The 16,105-nt window shown below is 69.2% G+C and carries 18 protein-coding genes and 2 tRNA genes; 5 read left to right on the top strand and 15 right to left on the bottom strand.

Annotated elements, in window-relative coordinates; translation table 11 throughout:
• Positions 1-105: 105 nt before the first annotated feature.
• The 15 genes from AC1Q7O_RS19180 to AC1Q7O_RS19110 form a co-directional block, all read right to left on the bottom strand.
• A tRNA-Lys gene (locus tag AC1Q7O_RS19180) sits at positions 106-181 on the bottom strand.
• Positions 182-252: 71 nt separating this feature from the next.
• Positions 253-328: transfer RNA gene (locus AC1Q7O_RS19175), tRNA-Lys, on the bottom strand.
• Between the two features lie 69 nt (positions 329-397).
• Positions 398-1,189 carry a tRNA threonylcarbamoyladenosine dehydratase gene (locus AC1Q7O_RS19170; protein WP_492657495.1) on the bottom strand — a complete coding sequence of 264 codons (792 nt, stop codon included), beginning with the start codon at positions 1,187-1,189 and terminating at the stop codon, positions 398-400.
• Entirely contained in the window at positions 1,189-1,968 is a 780-nt protein-coding gene (ybgF, locus tag AC1Q7O_RS19165; protein ID WP_492657496.1) for a tol-pal system protein YbgF, read from the bottom strand. Before ybgF ends, AC1Q7O_RS19170 begins: the two co-directional genes overlap by 1 nt.
• Positions 1,968-2,501, bottom strand: a complete 534-nt coding sequence (pal, locus tag AC1Q7O_RS19160) for a peptidoglycan-associated lipoprotein Pal (RefSeq protein ID WP_492657497.1) — start codon at positions 2,499-2,501, stop codon at positions 1,968-1,970. The genes ybgF and pal overlap by 1 nt, the downstream gene beginning before the upstream one ends.
• A gap of 96 nt (positions 2,502-2,597) precedes the next feature.
• A complete protein-coding gene (gene tolB, locus AC1Q7O_RS19155; protein ID WP_492657498.1) occupies positions 2,598-3,875 on the bottom strand; it encodes a Tol-Pal system beta propeller repeat protein TolB in 1,278 nt (425 codons plus the stop codon).
• An 81-nt stretch (positions 3,876-3,956) separates the two neighbouring features.
• Positions 3,957-5,441, bottom strand: coding sequence for a ribonuclease G (gene rng / locus AC1Q7O_RS19150; protein ID WP_492657499.1), 1,485 nt, complete (start codon positions 5,439-5,441; stop codon positions 3,957-3,959).
• Between the two features lie 48 nt (positions 5,442-5,489).
• Positions 5,490-6,095, bottom strand: a complete 606-nt coding sequence (locus tag AC1Q7O_RS19145) for a Maf family protein (protein ID WP_492657500.1) — start codon at positions 6,093-6,095, stop codon at positions 5,490-5,492.
• Positions 6,092-6,559, bottom strand: coding sequence for a 23S rRNA (pseudouridine(1915)-N(3))-methyltransferase RlmH (gene rlmH / locus AC1Q7O_RS19140; RefSeq protein WP_492657501.1), 468 nt, complete (start codon positions 6,557-6,559; stop codon positions 6,092-6,094). The genes AC1Q7O_RS19145 and rlmH overlap by 4 nt, the downstream gene beginning before the upstream one ends.
• Entirely contained in the window at positions 6,559-7,275 is a 717-nt protein-coding gene (rsfS, locus tag AC1Q7O_RS19135; protein WP_492657502.1) for a ribosome silencing factor, read from the bottom strand. Before rsfS ends, rlmH begins: the two co-directional genes overlap by 1 nt.
• Positions 7,276-7,863, bottom strand: coding sequence for a nicotinate (nicotinamide) nucleotide adenylyltransferase (gene nadD, locus AC1Q7O_RS19130; RefSeq protein ID WP_492657503.1), 588 nt, complete (start codon positions 7,861-7,863; stop codon positions 7,276-7,278).
• Entirely contained in the window at positions 7,860-8,795 is a 936-nt protein-coding gene (hemF, locus tag AC1Q7O_RS19125; protein ID WP_492657504.1) for an oxygen-dependent coproporphyrinogen oxidase, read from the bottom strand. Before hemF ends, nadD begins: the two co-directional genes overlap by 4 nt.
• The gene (locus AC1Q7O_RS19120; protein ID WP_492657505.1) at positions 8,792-9,412 is read right to left on the bottom strand and encodes a 1-acyl-sn-glycerol-3-phosphate acyltransferase; all 621 of its coding nucleotides are present in this window, start codon (positions 9,410-9,412) and stop codon (positions 8,792-8,794) included. The genes hemF and AC1Q7O_RS19120 overlap by 4 nt, the downstream gene beginning before the upstream one ends.
• The gene (purD, locus tag AC1Q7O_RS19115) at positions 9,409-10,695 is read right to left on the bottom strand and encodes a phosphoribosylamine--glycine ligase (RefSeq protein ID WP_492657506.1); all 1,287 of its coding nucleotides are present in this window, start codon (positions 10,693-10,695) and stop codon (positions 9,409-9,411) included. The genes AC1Q7O_RS19120 and purD overlap by 4 nt, the downstream gene beginning before the upstream one ends.
• Positions 10,695-11,417 carry a YebC/PmpR family DNA-binding transcriptional regulator gene (locus AC1Q7O_RS19110; protein WP_492657507.1) on the bottom strand — a complete coding sequence of 241 codons (723 nt, stop codon included), beginning with the start codon at positions 11,415-11,417 and terminating at the stop codon, positions 10,695-10,697. The genes purD and AC1Q7O_RS19110 overlap by 1 nt, the downstream gene beginning before the upstream one ends.
• Positions 11,418-11,494: 77 nt before the next feature.
• Between AC1Q7O_RS19110 and AC1Q7O_RS19105 the strand changes: the two genes are divergently transcribed.
• From AC1Q7O_RS19105 to AC1Q7O_RS19085, 5 genes are all read left to right on the top strand, one after another.
• Complete coding sequence (locus AC1Q7O_RS19105; RefSeq protein WP_492657508.1) at positions 11,495-13,042, top strand: helicase HerA-like domain-containing protein; 1,548 nt, start codon at positions 11,495-11,497, stop codon at positions 13,040-13,042.
• An 81-nt stretch (positions 13,043-13,123) separates the two neighbouring features.
• Positions 13,124-14,197, top strand: coding sequence for a sensor histidine kinase (locus tag AC1Q7O_RS19100; protein ID WP_492657509.1), 1,074 nt, complete (start codon positions 13,124-13,126; stop codon positions 14,195-14,197).
• Positions 14,194-14,970: a LytR/AlgR family response regulator transcription factor gene (locus AC1Q7O_RS19095; protein ID WP_492657510.1), complete on the top strand. Its 777-nt coding sequence runs from the start codon at positions 14,194-14,196 to the stop codon at positions 14,968-14,970. The genes AC1Q7O_RS19100 and AC1Q7O_RS19095 overlap by 4 nt, the downstream gene beginning before the upstream one ends.
• 51 nt (positions 14,971-15,021) lie before the next feature.
• Entirely contained in the window at positions 15,022-15,276 is a 255-nt protein-coding gene (locus tag AC1Q7O_RS19090; protein ID WP_492657511.1) for a hypothetical protein, read from the top strand.
• A gap of 10 nt (positions 15,277-15,286) precedes the next feature.
• Positions 15,287-16,090 carry a hypothetical protein gene (locus tag AC1Q7O_RS19085; protein ID WP_492657512.1) on the top strand — a complete coding sequence of 268 codons (804 nt, stop codon included), beginning with the start codon at positions 15,287-15,289 and terminating at the stop codon, positions 16,088-16,090.
• The last annotated feature ends 15 nt before the right edge of the window (positions 16,091-16,105 follow it).

Here is a 16,105-nt window from a genome sequence, read left to right as displayed (position 1 = left end):
CGAGGCCTCGCACGCGGTATCCGCGCCCTGGCTGGCACTCGCCGCGTGCAGGCAAGAAAAAAGCACCTGGCGTCTCCGCTAGGTGCTTGTTTCGTTTCTTAATTTTGGTGGGCCCTGAGTGACTCGAACACTCGACCTACGGATTAAGAGTCCGCTGCTCTACCAACTGAGCTAAGAGCCCTGATTCAACCAGACCTGCGTCTTGCTGAGCCAATCATTATAGCGTGATTTTTTGGATCGCGCCAGAAATTCTGGTGGGACGTGCAGGATTCGAACCTGCGACCAACGGATTAAAAGTCCGCTGCTCTACCGACTGAGCTAACGTCCCGTGTCCAGCAGAGCCCGCCATTATAGGCAGAGTTTTATCGGCTCTGCAAGAATTTTCATTCAACGTTCTTCAAGACGTCTGGCGGGCCAGATGCAGGCGCTGCAGTTCGGCCGCCGCGCACAGGCCGAAGGTCGCCGTGACCGCGACGCTGGAGCCGTAGCCGTGGCAGTTCAGGCTGCCGTCCACCTCGGCGACTTCGCACGCCTCACCCTCGCCTTGCTGCGGCAAATGCACCGGCTCGCGTGAGTAGATGCAGGCGACGTCCATCCTGCCGCTGCGCGGCGCGCCGTGGTGCTTGCGCAGGCGCTGGCGCAGCGACGCCAGCAGCGGGTCGTGCGTCGTGGCGCTGAGATCGTCGAGCTGCACGCGGTGCGGCTCGCGCTTGCCACCGGCAGCACCGACGGTGACGAAGGGCAGCCCGCGCTCGCGCGCCCAGGCTGCCAGCGTGGCCTTGGCGCGCACCTGGTCGCAGCAATCGATGAGACCGTCGAAGTCGGCATCACCGATCAGCGCCGGCCAGTTGTCGGGCTCGACGAACTCCTCGATGACGCGCACCGCGCAGCCGGGATGGATGTCGGCAATGCGCAGCCGCAGCGCCTCGGCCTTGGCCATGCCGACGGTGGAGCCCAACGCCTGGATCTGGCGGTTGATGTTGGATTCGGAGACCTGATCGAGGTCGATCAGCGTCAGCGCGGCCACGCCGCTGCGGGCCAGCGCCTCGACGGCCCAGGAGCCAACGCCGCCCAGGCCCACGACCGCGAAGCGCGCGGTACGCAGGCGTTGGTAGGCCGCGTCGCCATGCAGCCGGCGCAGACCGCCAAAGCGGCGCTCCAGATCAGCGTCGAGCTGATCCGCGAGCATCACTTCAGCGTGGCCAGGCGTTCCTTGCCCGCTTGCGCGGCTTCGGTGCCGGGGTAGGCCTTGATGAGGTCTTCAAGGCTGCGTCGTGCGGCCTTGTTGTCCTTCAGTTCGGCCTGGCAATTGGCCAGCGCGAGCAGCGCCTCGGGCGCGCGCGGATGGTCAGGGTTACCGGCGATGAAGGCCTTGAAGGTCGCGATGGCGTCCTTGTAGTCACGCTTGCCGTACTGCGCGTTACCCAGCCAGAAGCGCACCGAGTCGGTGTAGCCACTGGCCGTGTAGCGCTTCAGGAAGGCGTTCAGCGCGGCCACGGCCTCGGCGAAGTCGCCGCGGCGCACGAGGCCGATGGCGGCGTCGTACTGGCTGCGCTCGTCGGGGCTGACCTGGAACTCGCGGCCATCGAGGCTCACCTTCTGCGGCTCCAGCGGCTTCAGGCGGGCGTCGACGGACTGCGACTGGTCGGTCAGCTTGCGCTGCGTGTCGGACAGATCGCGAGCGAGCCGCTCATTGGCGCCGCGCAGCGTGGCAACCTCGGCGCGCAGTGCGTCGAGCTGGCTGTTGAGCTCCAGCATGCTGCGGCGCAGCGGCTGGAGCTGGTCCTGCACCAGCGAGTTGAGCTGCTCGGCGCGTTGCTTGGCGGCGTCCTCGTTGGCCTGGATCTTGGTGCGCAGCTCGAGGATGGCCTTGCGGGCTTCGTCATCCTCGAACAGGCCGGCCGAGGCCGGCTGCATGAAGGCCGCGCCCGCAGCCAGGGCCACCAGCGTCAGACGCAGTCCACGCATCACTTGTCCTTGAGCTCGACGCGGCGGTTCTTGCCCCAGGCTTCTTCGCCGCTGCCTTGCACGGCCGGGCGCTCCTTGCCGAAGCTGACGGCTTCGACCTGGGTGCCTGCCACGCCCAGCAGCGTCAGCGACTTGGCGACGGCTTCGGCACGGCGCTGGCCCAGGGCCAGGTTGTACTCGCGGCCACCGCGCTCGTCGGTGTGGCCTTCCAGCGTCAGCGCCAGCTTCTTGTTGTTGTTCAGGCGCTTGGCGTGCAGGTCGACCAGCGGGCGGAACTCTTCCTTGACGACGTCGCTGTCGAAGTCGAAGTAGACGACGCGCTTGCCCTGGACTTGCTGCGTCAGCTGTTCGTCCAGCGTGAGCGTCTTGACCTGGGTCTGGGCGACCGATTCGACCTTGGGTTGCACCGGAGCGGGCGGAGCGACGGGCGCGGCTTCCTTGACCGGCGCGGGCTCGTCCAGCTTGACGGTGGATTGGCAGCCTGCCAGGGCAGCAGCGGCAAGCAGGGTGAGCGCGTAACGGGTCAGCTTCATTCGAGTGGTCTCCACAACAGACGGGGGGCGGGGTGAAACAGCAGTGCCGACAACGTTGCCGGCGCGATATTGTCCAACATGGTGCGAGTCATACGATCACTGGGCTGCAAATGAACCCCAGGTCGGCTCGCGCACCTCGGCCAGCGTGACCAGCAGCGGCGTCTTGATCTTGCCGTCCAGCGTCGTCGTCATCAGCACTTCCTTGCCGCCAGCGCGGCTGGCGTAGACGATGAGCTTGCTGTTAGGCGCGAAGGACGGGCTTTCGTCGTCGTTGGCGTCGCTGATCTGCTGGGACTGGCCGGTGGCGATGTCCATCACGCACAGACGGAAGGCGCCGCCGTTGCGCGTGACGTAGGCCATGGTGCGGCCGTCCGGGCTGATGGCGGGGCTGATGTTGTAGTTGCCGTTGAACGTGACGCGCTCGGCCGCGCCGCCGCTGGCGGGCATGCGGTAGATCTGCGGGCCACCGCCCCGGTCGCTGACGAAGTAAATCTTGCTGCCGTCGGGCGCGTAGCAGGCCTCGGTGTCGATGGCGCTGCTCTGCGTGATGCGGCGCAGGCCCGAGCCGTCACGGTTGATGACGAACAGCTGCGTGCCGCCCTCGCGCGACAGGCTCAGCGCGAGCTGGCTGCCGTCGGGCGACCAGGCCGGCGCGCTGTTGGTGCCCTTGAAGTCGGCCAGAACGCGGCGCGTGCCGGTCTGCACGTCCTGGATGCGCACGGTGGCCTTGCCACTCTCGAACGACACGTAGGCCAGCTCGCGGCCGTTGGGCGCCCAGGCGGGCGAGATGATGGGCTCGGGACTCGTCAGCGCGACCTTGGCGCCCTCGCCGTCGGCATCGGCGATGACGAGGCTGTAGCGGCGGCCGGCCTTGGTGACGTAGGCCATGCGCGTGGCGAACACGCCCTTGTCGCCGGTCAACTTCTCGTAGATGACGTCGGCGATGCGGTGGGCCGCCAGGCGCGCATCGTCGGGATGCACCGCCTGGGCCTGGCCGATGATCTCGGCGCCCTTGACGACGTCCCAGAGCTTGAAGCGGATGTCCAGCCGGCCGTCGGCCAGCTTGTTGACCGAGCCGGCCACCAGCGCATCGGCCTGGCGGGCCTTCCAGTCCGCGTAGGCGGGCACGCTGGTCTCGCTGAGGGCGCCGGGTGCGTCGACGCTGCGGAACAGGCCGCTGCGCTCCAGGTCGGCGCGGATGATGGCGGCGATGGGCTGAGGCGACTTGGACTCGTCGCGGAAGTCGACGATGGCCACCGGGATGCGCGTGCCGCCGACGCCGGCGATATCGATGCGCAGCTGGGCGAACGCCGGGCTGGCAGCCAGCGCGGCAAGAACCGCGAGGCCGCGGCGGCGGGAGACGGGTGCAGACATGGCGCGCGATTCTGCCGCAGTAGACGCAGTCGTTACGTCAGACAAGGCGCCGACTTTGCAATCCCTTATGCAATCGCCGCGCTACAGCAGCACGATGTCGTAGTGCTCAGTCTGGTTGGTGGGCTCGGCCGTCAGCGAGATGGGCTTGCCGATGAAGTCGGACAGACCGGCCAGGTGGGCGCTCTCCTCGTCCAGCATCATCTCGACGACGTTGGCGGCGGCGACGACGCGGAACTCGCGCGGCGAGAACTGGCGCGCCTCGCGCAGGATCTCGCGCAGGATGTCGTAGCAGACGGAGCGCGCCGTCTTCACCTGGCCGCGGCCCTCGCAGGTGGGGCAGGGTTCGCACAGCATGCGGGACAGCGACTCGCGCGTGCGCTTGCGCGTCATCTCCACCAGGCCCAGTTGCGTGAAGCCGCCGACGGTGACCTTGGTGCGGTCGCGGCTGAGCTGCTTCCTGAACTCGGCCAGCACGGCAGCCTTGTGTTCCTCGCGCGTCATGTCGATGAAGTCGACAATGATGATGCCGCCCAGGTTGCGCAGGCGCAGCTGGCGGGCGATGGCACCCGCGGCTTCAAGGTTGGTCTTGAAGATGGTGTCGTCGAAGTTCTTCGCGCCGACGAAGCCGCCGGTGTTGACGTCGATGGTGGTCATCGCCTCGGTCTGATCGAACACGAGGGACCCGCCGGATTTCAGCTCCACCTTGCGCGCCAGCGCACGGGCGATCTCGGCGTCGACGTTGCACAGGTCGAAGATGGGCCGCTCGCCGCGGTAGTGCTCCAGCTTGGTCGTGGCGGCGGGCATGAAGGTCTCGCCGAAGGCGCGCAACACGTCGTACTGCATGCGCGAGTCGATGCGGATGTGGCCCGTGCGCTCGCTGGCCAGGTCGCGCAGCACACGCTCGACGAGGCTGAGGTCCTGGTGCAGCAGGCTGGCGGGAGGCGTCGTGAGGGCCTTCTCGCGGATCTGCTGCCAGGTCTTGCGCAGGTAGGCGATGTCGGCGGCGAGCTCCTCGTCAGACGCGTCTTCCGCGTTGGTGCGCAGGATGAAACCGCCGCCACCGCCCTGCTCCTTGCTGCCCACCAGCGTCACCATGCGGGCGCGCAGCGCCTCGCGCGTCTCTGGCGAGCCGATCTTCTGGCTGATGCCGATGTGCTCATCCTGCGGCAGGTAGACCAGCATGCGGCCGGCGATGCTGATCTGGCTGGACAGCCGCGCGCCCTTGGTGCCGATGGGGTCCTTGATGACCTGCACCGTCAACGGCTGGCCCTCGAAGACCAGGCGCTCGATGGGCGTCGGCGGCGCATCGTTGTTCTGGTGCCGCCCATGGCCGAACTGCGACGCGCTGTGCAGGTCGGCCACGTGCAGGAACGCCGCGCGCTCCAGGCCGATGTCGATGAAGGCGCTCTGCATGCCCGGCAGCACACGCACGACCTTGCCGAGGTAGACGTTGCCGACAAGGCCCCGCTCCAACGTGCGCTCGACGTGCAGTTCCTGCACCGCGCCGTTCTCGACCACCGCCACCCGCGTCTCCTGCGGGGACCAGTTGATCAGGATGTCTTCCATCTCTCATCCTTGAATGCTGATGCGTGCCGCCGCGCCGAGCGGCACGCATCAAAACTCGAAGTGAAATTTGTCCAAGAGCTGCGCCGTCTCAAAGAGGGGCAACCCCATGATGCCCGAGTAGCTGCCGGCAATGTTCACGATCCAGGCCGCCGCCTGGCTCTGGATGGCGTAGGCGCCGGCCTTGCCGAAGGGCTCGCGACTGGCGACGTAGCGGTCGATCTGCGCGGCGGACAGCGGCGCGAACTCCACCTGCGAAACGTTCAGCGCCTGGGCGTGGTGGGTGCCGTCGGTCACGGCCACGGCCGTGATGACGCGGTGGCTGCGGCCGGACAGCAGCGCGAGGATGCGGCGCGCGTCGGCCTCGTCTTCGGGCTTGCCGAGGATGAGGTCGTCGACGGCCACCGTCGTGTCGGCGCACAGGATGGGCGCCGGCGGCAGGCCGCGCGCGGCCCGGCGGGCGAGCGCCGCGTCCAGCTTGGCGGCCGTGACGCGGGCGCAGTAGGCCTCGGGCAGCTCACCTGCCTGCACCGCTTCCAGCGCCTCGGCATCCTCGTCGTCGCCGGGCAGCAGCAGCTCATGCCGCACGCCGAGCTGATCCAGCAGCTGGCGGCGGCGCGGGCTTTGCGAGGCGAGGTAGAGAAACGGTGCGTTCATTCGCGGTGGTAGGGGTGGCCGGTTGTCACGGTCCAGGCGCGGTACAGGCCTTCGGCCAGCAGCACGCGGGCAAAGGCGTGGGGCAGCGTCAGGTCGGACAGGCGCAGCGTCTCGTCGGCCGTGGCCTTCAGGTCGGGATGCAGGCCGTCCGGGCCGCCGATGATGAGGGCAGCGTCGCGGCCCTCCCCCATCCACAGCTTCAAACGCTCAGCGAGTTGAACGGAGGTGCGGCGTTCGCCGCGCTCGTCCAGGATGATGCGGCGCACGCCTTTCGGCAACGCGGCCTCGATGCGGGCCGCCTCGGCCGCCATCAGCTGCTCGGCCGTCTTGCTGCCGCGCGTCTCGGCCTTCACGGCCTTCAGCTCCAGCCTGAGCTCGGGCGGAAAGCGCTTGGCGAAGTCGTCATAGGCGGTGTCCGCCCAGGCCGGCTGGCGCTGGCCCACGGCGACGAGGAACAGCCGCATCAGCCCTTCTTGGCCGGTGCCTTCTTGACGGCCACCTTCTTGGCCGGGGCAGCCTTGGCGGTGGTCTTGGCAGCCGTCTTCGCGGGCGCAGCCTTCTTCACGCCCACCGTCGTCTTCACGGCTGCCTTCTTGTCCACGGGCTTCTTCGCGGCCGGCTTGGTGGCGCCGACCTTGATGGTCTTGGCCGCGGGCGTCTTCGCGTCGACGACGCGGGCCGGCGTCTTCTTGGCCGGCGTCTTCTTGGCAGCGGTCTTGGCCGCCGGCTTGGTGGCGGGCGCAGCCTTCTTGGCGGGCGCCGCGGCCTTCGTCGCCGGCGCCTTCTTCTTGGCCGGCGCGGCGTCTTCCGACGCCTTCACGAGCTTGGTCTCGCCGCTGGCGACCTTGAGCTTGACGGGCTTGTCGCCCCAGATCTCTTCAAGGCGGTAGTAGTCGCGGATGCCGGGCTGCATCACGTGCACGACGGCGGCACCGCAGTCCACGATGATCCATTCACCGTTGTCCTCGCCCTCCGTGCGCATGACCTGCATGCCGCGGCCCTTGACCGTTTCACGCACGCTGGAAGCGAGCGCCTTGGTCTGGCGGTTGCTGGTGCCGGAGGCAATGATGACGCGCTCGAACAGTGGCGACAGGTGCTCGGTATTGAACACGACGATGTTCTGAGCCTTGACGTCTTCCAGACCATCGACGATGGCCCGTTGCAGCTTGCGAATGTCCATTCAGGGCTTCTTCCCGTAAAGACGGTGCGAGTCAATATAGCTCGCCACGTCGGCGCCCACCAAGGGGCTGATGTCGTCGCCACGCGCGATCGCGTCGCGCACGGCGGTGGATGAGAGAGGGGTGTCCGGCAGGTTCAGCACCTGAAGGCGGTGCGGCGGCATGCCGGGCGGCGTCACGACGGCCTCGCCCGCGCGAGGCACGACGACCAGCGTGGCGAGTTTCGCCACCGCCTCGGCACGGTACCAGGTAGGCAGGCGGGCGTATTGGTCCTGGCCGATGAGGAACATCAGCTCGGCGTCGGGCGCCTCCGCCTTGAACTCGCGCAGCGTGTCGGCCGTGAAGCTGGGGCCACGGCGGTGCAGTTCGCGATCATCGATGGCAAAGCGCGGCTCGCCCGCAGTCAGCAGCCGCAGCATCTGCACGCGGTGCACGCCGGCGGCCATGACCTGGTCGGGCTTCTGCCACTGCCGGCCGGCGGGCAGCCACAGCAGGCGATCGGGCGCCAGCGCGTCCAGCGCGAAGCGGGCGAAAGCCAGATGGCCCAGGTGCGGAGGGTCGAAGCTGCCGCCGAAGAGGGCCAGCTTCATAGCCACAGCGCGGTAGGGGGTTCGTCGGCCCAGTCGCGCGGCCGCAGGAAGTCGGTGTACAGCCGTGCCTCGGGCGTGCCGGGCTCGGGGGCCCAGTCGTAGCGCCATTTCACCTGCGGGGGCATCGACATCAGGATGGATTCGGTGCGGCCGCCGGACTGCAGGCCGAACAGCGTGCCGCGGTCCCAGACGAGGTTGAACTCGACATAGCGGCCCCGGCGATACGCCTGGAAGTCGCGCTCGCGCTCGCCGTAGGCATAGCCCTGGCGGCGCTGCACGATGGGCAGGTAGGCGTCCAGGAAGGCGTCGCCCACCGATCGGATCAGCGCGAAGCCTCGGTCGAAGCCGCCCTCGGCGTAGTCGTCGAAGAAGATGCCTCCCACGCCGCGCGGCTCGTTGCGGTGCTTCAGGAAGAAGTACTCGTCGCACCAAGTCTTGAAGCGCGGATGCAGATCCTCGCCGTGCGGCACCAGCGCATCACGGCAGGTGCGGTGGAAGTGCTGGGCGTCGCGCTCGTAGCCATAGTAGGGCGTCAGGTCCATGCCGCCACCGAACCAGGTGACGGCCGGCGCGTTCGCGGGCAGCGCCGCGAACATGCGCACGTTCATGTGCACCGTGGGCACGAACGGGTTGTGCGGGTGGATGACCAGCGACACGCCCATGGCCTCGAAGGGCGCGCCGGCCAGTTCGGGGCGGTGCTGCGTGGCCGAGGGCGGCAGCACGCGGCCCTTCACGTGCGAGAAGTTGACCCCGCCGCGCTCGAACACGGCGCCGCCTTCTATGAGTCGCGACAGGCCGTCGCCCTCCAGCCGGCCGCCGGGCTCGCGGGCCCAGCCGTCGCTGACGAAGGCGTTGCCGTCGGCCGCTTCCAGCGCGGTGACGATGCGCAGCTGAAGGTCGAGCAGATAGTCGCGAACGGCTTGTGAGTTCATGGGCGCGGGCGGATGGGACTGGCCAGCGCGGGGCGCTTGCCCGTGCGGTGGCCGAGGTAGTCGGCAAAGGCGGCGAAGTCGGCGTCGACGTTGCCGGTCGGCTGGACGAAGCGCGTCAGCGACACGACGCGCTCCTTGAAGTCGAAGTAGCACAGGCCCACCGGCACGCCGGCCTGCACGGCCACCTGATAGGCGCCGGTGCGCCAGCCGGTCGCCAGCGAGCGCGTGCCCTCCGGCGCCGCGGCCAGCCAGAAGCGCTCGCCGCGCGCGGCGGCTTCCTGCATCTGGCGCACCGTGTCGCCGACGAGGCCGTGCGGGCTGCTGCGGTCCACGGCCACGCCGCCGATCCAGCGGGCCCACGGCCCCAGCAGCGGCACCTTGAACAGGCTGTCCTTGCCCCAGAAGCGCAGTTGCAGCCCCAGCGTCCACTTGGCCAGCACGCCGATGACGAAGTCCCAGTTGGACGTGTGCGGGTAGACCAGGATGACGCCCTGCTCCGCCGGCAGCCCGGGCACATCCACCGTCCAGCCGCACAGGCCCAGCATGCCGCGCGCCAGCCGGCTGTGGCGGCCGGTGGCGTGCAGCGGCCCGGTCAGGACGGTGGGACTGGCGGTCAACGCTTGATGGCGCGGTGGCCGATGTCGCTGCGGTACTGCCGCCCGGCGAACTGGATGCCGGTCGCCAGCTCGTAGGCGCTCTGCGCCGCCGTGCGGGCCGACTCGCCCAGCGCCGTCACACACAGCACGCGGCCGCCGCTGGTCAGCAGCTTGCCGTCCTGCTCGGTGGTGCCGGCGTGGAAGACCATGGCCTCGGCGTCATCCGCCGGCAGGCCGGTGATGGCATCGCCCTTGCGCGGATTCAGCGGGTAGCCTTCGGCCGCCAGCACCACGCCCAGCGCCACACGGCGGTCCCACTGCAGCTCGACCTGATCCAGGGTGCCGTCGGTGGCATGCATCAGCAGCTCGAACAGGTCGCTCTTGAGCCGCATCATGATGGGCTGCGTCTCGGGGTCGCCCATGCGGGTGTTGAACTCGACGGTGCGCGGTTGGCCGTGTTCGTCGATCATCAGGCCGGCGTACAGGAAGCCGGTGAACGGATGGCCGTCCTTGGCCATGCCCGCGATGGTGGGCTGGATGATCTCGTGCATGACCTTGGCATGCACGTTGGGCGTGACGACCGGCGCCGGCGAGTAGGCGCCCATGCCGCCGGTGTTGGGGCCTTCGTCGCCGTCCAGCAGGCGCTTGTGGTCCTGGCTGGTGGCCAGCGACACGACATGCTTGCCGTCGCAGACGACGATGAAGCTGGCCTCCTCGCCGGCGAGGAAGTCCTCGATGACGACGCGCGCGCCGCCAGCGTTGTGCGTGACGCCCAGCTTGTTGTCTTCAAGAATCCATGCGATCGCCTCGTGGGCCTCCGCCAGCGTCATCGCGACGACGACGCCCTTGCCCGCCGCCAAGCCGTCGGCCTTGATGACGATGGGGGCGCCGCGGCCGTCCACGTAGGCGTGGGCGGCCACGGGGTCGGAGAAGGTCTCGTAGGCCGCCGTCGGGATGCCGTGGCGCTTCATGAAGTCCTTGGCAAAGGCCTTGGAGGACTCCAGCTGGGCGGCCGCCTGGGTCGGGCCGAAGATGCGCAGACCACGCGCACGGAACTCGTCCACTACGCCGGCGGCCAGCGCGGCCTCGGGGCCGACGACGGTCAGCGTGATCTTCTGCTCGACGGCGAAGTCGGCCAGCGCCTTCGGGTCGGTGGCGGAAATGGCGACGTTCTCCAGCCGCTCGTCGCGTGCGGTGCCGCCGTTGCCGGGAGCGACGTAGACCTGGCTGACGCGCTCGGCCTGGGACAGCTTCCAGGCCAGTGCGTGTTCACGGCCGCCGTTGCCGATGACAAGGACTTTCATCAGCCGAGTTCCGCGTTGTGATAGACGGCTTGGGTGTCGTCGAGGTCTTCGATGACGTCCAAGAGCTTTTGCATGCGCTCGGCGTCCTCGCCGGTCAGCGCGATGGTGTTCTCGGGGCGCATCGTCACTTCCGACAGCTCCGGCACCAGGCCGGCGGCTTCCAGCGCCGCCTTGACGACTTCATAGTCGGCGGGCGCGGTCAGTACCTCGATGGCGCCGTCGTCACCGGTGATGACGTCCTCGGCGCCGGCGTCCAGCGCCACTTCCATGACCTTGTCTTCCGACGTGCCAGGCGCGAACAGCATCTGGCCGACGTGCTTGAACTGGAAGGCCACCGAGCCGTCCGTGCCCATGTTGCCGCCGTACTTGCTGAAGGCGTGGCGCACCTCGGCCACGGTGCGGACGCGGTTGTCCGTCATCGTGTCGATCATGATGGCCGCGCCGGCAATGCCATAGCCCTCGTAGCGGATTTCCTCGTACGTCAGGCCATCGATGTTGCCGCTGGCCTTGTCGATGTTGTACTTGATGCGGTCGGCCGGCATGTTGGCCGCCTTGGCCTGGGCGACGGCCAGCCGCAGGCGCGGGTTGTCCTTGATGTCGGGCCCACCCTGGCGGGCTGCGACCGTGATCTCACGGATGATGCGCGTCCAGATCTTGCCGCGCTTCTCGTCCTGGCGGCCTTTGCGGTGTTGGATGTTGGCCCATTTGGAATGACCAGCCATAAGTTCGGCTCCCGGCCGGCTGACGGTGCAGCGGCCTGATTTATCGTTGGCAGAAGAGTGATTTTAGAGGAGCGTCCATGACCGACCCGATCCTGCTGGCCCGCCATGGTGACATCGAGTGCCTGCTGCTGCCCGCGCTGGCCAACCGCCACGGCCTCATCACCGGTGCCACGGGCACCGGCAAGACCATCAGCCTGCAGACGCTGGCCGAGAGTTTTTCCCGGATCGGCGTGCCTGTCTTCATGGCCGATGTGAAGGGCGACCTGACCGGCATCAGCCAGGCCGGCGCGCCCAGCGACAAACTGCTGGCCACGCTGAAGGACCGCGGCATCGCCCCGCCCGAAAAGATCGCCTGCCCCACGACGTTGTGGGATGTCTTCGGCGAGCAGGGCCACCCGGTACGCGCGACGGTGTCCGACATGGGACCGCTGCTGCTGGCCCGCATGCTGGCGCTGAACGAGACGCAGGCCGGCGTGCTGCAGATGGTGTTCAAGATCGCCGACGACCAGGGCCTGCTGCTGCTGGACCTGAAGGACTTGCGCGCGATGCTGCAGTACGTGGGCGACAACGCCAGCCAGTTCACGACACAGTACGGCAACGTGTCGGCCGCCAGCGTCGGCGCCATCCAGCGCGGCCTGCTGCAGATCGAGGCCCAGGGCGGGGACAAGTTCTTCGGCGAGCCGATGCTCAACATCGCCGACTTCATGCAGACCGAGTCGGGTCTCGGCGTCATCAATGTGCTGGCCGCCGACAAGCTGATGAACGCGCCGCGGCTGTACGCGACCTTCCTGCTGTGGATGCTGAGCGAGCTGTTCGAGACGCTGCCCGAGGTGGGCGACCTGGACAAGCCGAAGCTGGTGTTCTTCTTCGACGAGGCCCACCTGCTGTTCAAGGACGCGCCGGACGCGCTGGTGGAGCGCATCGAGCTGGTGGTGCGCCTTGTGCGCTCCAAGGGTGTAGGCGTCTATTTCGTGACGCAGAACCCGCTGGACATCCCCGACGCCGTACTGGGCCAGTTGGGCAACCGCGTGCAGCACGCGCTGCGCGCGTTCACGCCGCGGGACCAGAAGGCCGTCAAGAGCGCCGCCGAGACCATGCGCGCCAAGCCGGGGCTGGACATTGCCACCGCCATCACCGAGCTGGCGGTGGGCGAGGCGCTGGTCAGCCTGCTGGATGACAAGGGGCGCCCCAGCGTCACCGAGCGCGTGTTCGTGCTGCCGCCGGGCAGCCAGATCGGCCCCATCACGCCGGCGCAGCGCCAGGCGCTGATCGCCAATTCGCTGGTGGCCGGCGTCTACGAGAAGCAGCTGGACCGCGAATCCGCCTACGAGAAGCTCAATGGCAAGCCCGCGGCGCCCGCCGGCGGCGGCATGGCGGCCGAGGCCGGGCAGGTGTTCAAGGGCGGGCCGGCCCAGCCCGCGCCGGCCGAGTCCGGCGGCGGGCTGATGGACGGCCTCAAGGACGTGCTGTTCGGCACCACCGGCCCGCGTGGCGGGCGCCACCCTGGTCTGGCCGAGAAGGCGGCGCAGTCGGCCGTGCGCAGCATCGGCTCGGCCGTGGGCCGCGAGATCATCCGCGGCGTGCTGGGCAGCATCCTGGGCGGCGGTGGTGGCCGCCGGCGCTGACCGGCATGCCGGTGGCGCCGCCCTCGCCCCATTCGTCGCACGCCGATGGTGCCGGCGCGCGGGCCGGCTGATGCTGGCGGCATGAGCTCCCCGCCTCCCCCCCGCCGCGAATGGGCGATCCACGTCGGTGGCACGATTGCCATCTGCCTGATCGTCGGCCTGCTGAACTACCTGGTGCGCAACGGGAAGTTCTGGCACGGCATGCTGTACGCGTTCACGATCGGCGTGCAGATCTCGGCCTACATCTCGCTGCTGACCTACGGCATGGCCTGGCTGCTGCGGCGCCGGCAGGGGGATTGCGCGGCGCTGCAACATGGCTGGGTGGGCTGGGGCTGGATGCTGCCCTGCATCCTGCTCGGCTCGCTGGCCGGCTACAGCGGGGGCATCTGGCTGGGCGACCTGATCAGCGGCAGCCGCACCAGGCAGCTCTGGCAGATCGCCGACCGGCCGGTCACGCTGTCGGTGACCTTCACGCTGCTGATCTCGGTGGTGTCGACGTGGTTCTTCTTCTCGATGTTCAAGCTCAACGCGACCCGCGTCGAGCGCGCGGAAGCCGAGCGCCAGGCGGCCGAGGCGCGCCTGGCGCTACTGCAGAGCCAGCTGGAACCGCACATGCTGTTCAACACGCTGGCGCATCTGCGCGTGCTCATCAAGCTACGGCCCGACGAGGCGCAGCGCATGCTGGACCGCCTCATCGACTACCTGCGCGCCACGCTGCAGGCCAGCCGCGCCACCGAGCACGCGCTCACCGACGAGTTCGAGCGCCTGTCCGACTACCTCGCGCTGATGCAGTTGCGCATGGGCGAGCGCCTGCGCGTGCACCTGGCGCTGCCGGCCGAGCTGAGCGGCGTCGCCATCCCGCCGCTGCTGCTGCAGCCGCTGGTGGAGAACGCCATCAAACACGGGCTGGAGCCGCATATGGAGGGCGGCGAGCTGTGCGTGTCGGCGGCGCGTGAGCAGGGCCGGTTGGTGCTGGAGGTGGCCGACAGCGGCGTGGGCCTGGCCCGCACCAGCGAGCTGAGCAGCGTGGGCACCGGCTTCGGGCTGAACCAGGTGCGCGAGCGGCTGGCGCAGCGCTACGGCGACGCCGCCACCTTCACGCTGCAGCCCCAGCCGGGCGGCGGCAGCATCGCCCGCATCACCATCACGTCATGACCACCGCGCTGATCGCCGAAGACGAACCCCTGCTGGCCGACGACCTGCGCGCTGAGCTGGCTGCCGCCTGGCCCGCGCTGCAGATCGTGGCCCAGGCGGCCAACGGGCCGGCCGCCGTCGAGCTGGCGCTGCGCCACCGGCCGCGGGTCTGCTTCCTGGACATCCGCATGCCCGGCATGACCGGGCTGGAGGCGGCGCAGGCCATCACCGAGGACTGGCCCGACGACGCCGGCGCCCTGCCGCTGTTCGTGTTCGTGACGGCCTACGACCAGTACGCGCTGCAGGCCTTCGACGCCGCCGCGGCCGACTACCTGCTCAAGCCCGTGACGCCCGAGCGCCTGGCGCAGAGCGCGGCGCGGCTGCAGGCGCGCCTGGCCCAGCCGGCCACGACCGACGCGACGCTGGCCTCGCTGCGCCAGCTGCTGGCCCAGGCCGCCGCACCGGCCCCACGGCTGCGCCACCTGCAGGCCGCCGTGGGCGACGCCATCGAGCTGGTGCCGCTGGCCGACGTCTGCTACCTCGAGGCCGCCGACAAGTACGTGCGTGCCGTCACCGCCGAGCGCGACTACTGGGTGCGCGCGCCGCTGCGCGAACTGCTGCCGCAGCTGGACCCCGAGCGCTTCTGGCAGGTGCACCGCTCCACCGTCGTGCAGATCGACGCCGTGGCCCGCGCGGTGCGGCAGGAGAACGGCACCGTGCTGCTGGAGCTGCGCGAACGGCCCGAGCGGCTGACCGTCAGCCGCGTGCACGCCGGTCGGTTCAAGGCGCTGTAGCGGCAAGGTAGCGCCGCGGCGATGAAAACCGTATAAACGGTTTTCATCGTTATGAGCCACGACCATAAGCCCCCGCCCCCCGAACGCGCCAAGCTAGTGCGCGACGGCTTCACCATGCCCGAGGCCGACTACGCGCTGTTCAAGGCGCTAAAGCACCGCCTGCACGGCCAGCAGCGCGAGGCCAAGAAGAGCGAGCTGCTGCGCGCCGGGCTGCAGGCGCTGGCCGCGCTGGACGACCGCGAGCTGGCCGCAGCGCTGGACCGGCTGGCGCCCGTGAAGACCGGCCGCCCACCGAAGGCCCGATAAGGAGACCGCCATGACCGACGCGACCCCGTGGTGGCAGGCGCTGTGCGCCATTGCCGGCCTGAACCTCATCGCGTGGACGGCCTCCACCGCGTGGCTGCACCGCCACCGGCCCGACGGCACCACCTGGCCGCACCAGCGGCTGCAGCTGGTGCTGTCGGCGCTGTACGTGCTGGGCTGCGGCTACCGCTCGGTGCTGCCGGTGTTCGACGTGCCGCGGGTCGTCATGGTGGACTCCTGGGCGTCCAGCGTCATCGTCGGCCGCACCGTGGCCACCATCGCGGAGCTGAGCTTCGCGGCGCAATGGGCGCTGCTGCTTCGCGGCGCCGCGCTGGCCACGGGCCACCTGTTCAGCCTTCGGGTGGCCTACGCCATCGTGCCGCTGATCGCCATCGCCGAGATCAACTCCTGGAACGCCGTGCTGACGACGCGCAACATCGGCCATGTCGCCGAGGAAACGCTGTGGGGCACGGTGGCCGTGCTCAGCGTGGCGGCCATGCTGGGCCTGTGGCGGCGGGTCGGTGCGCGGGGCCGCCGCTGGCTGGCCGTCGCCATCGCCGCCGGCACGCTCTACGCCGGCTACATGTTCCTTGTCGACGTGCCCATGTACTGGTCGCGCTGGCTGGCCGACGAGGCCGCCGGCCGCTCCTACCAGACGCTGGCGGCCGGCATCGCCGATGCGTCCAGCCGCTGGACCGTCTCGCACGACTGGGCGCACTGGCGCAGCGAGGTGGTGTGGATGACGCTGTACTTCAGCGTGGCCGTCTGGATCAGCATCGGCCTGGCGCACGTGCGCCTGCCATTGCGGCGTCCTTAGAATCGGCGGCATCGC

Source organism: Roseateles sp. GW823-FHT07B05 (assembly GCF_058794515.1).
Note: the sequence above shows the minus strand (reverse complement) of the source record. Positions and strands in the feature narration are given on the sequence as shown.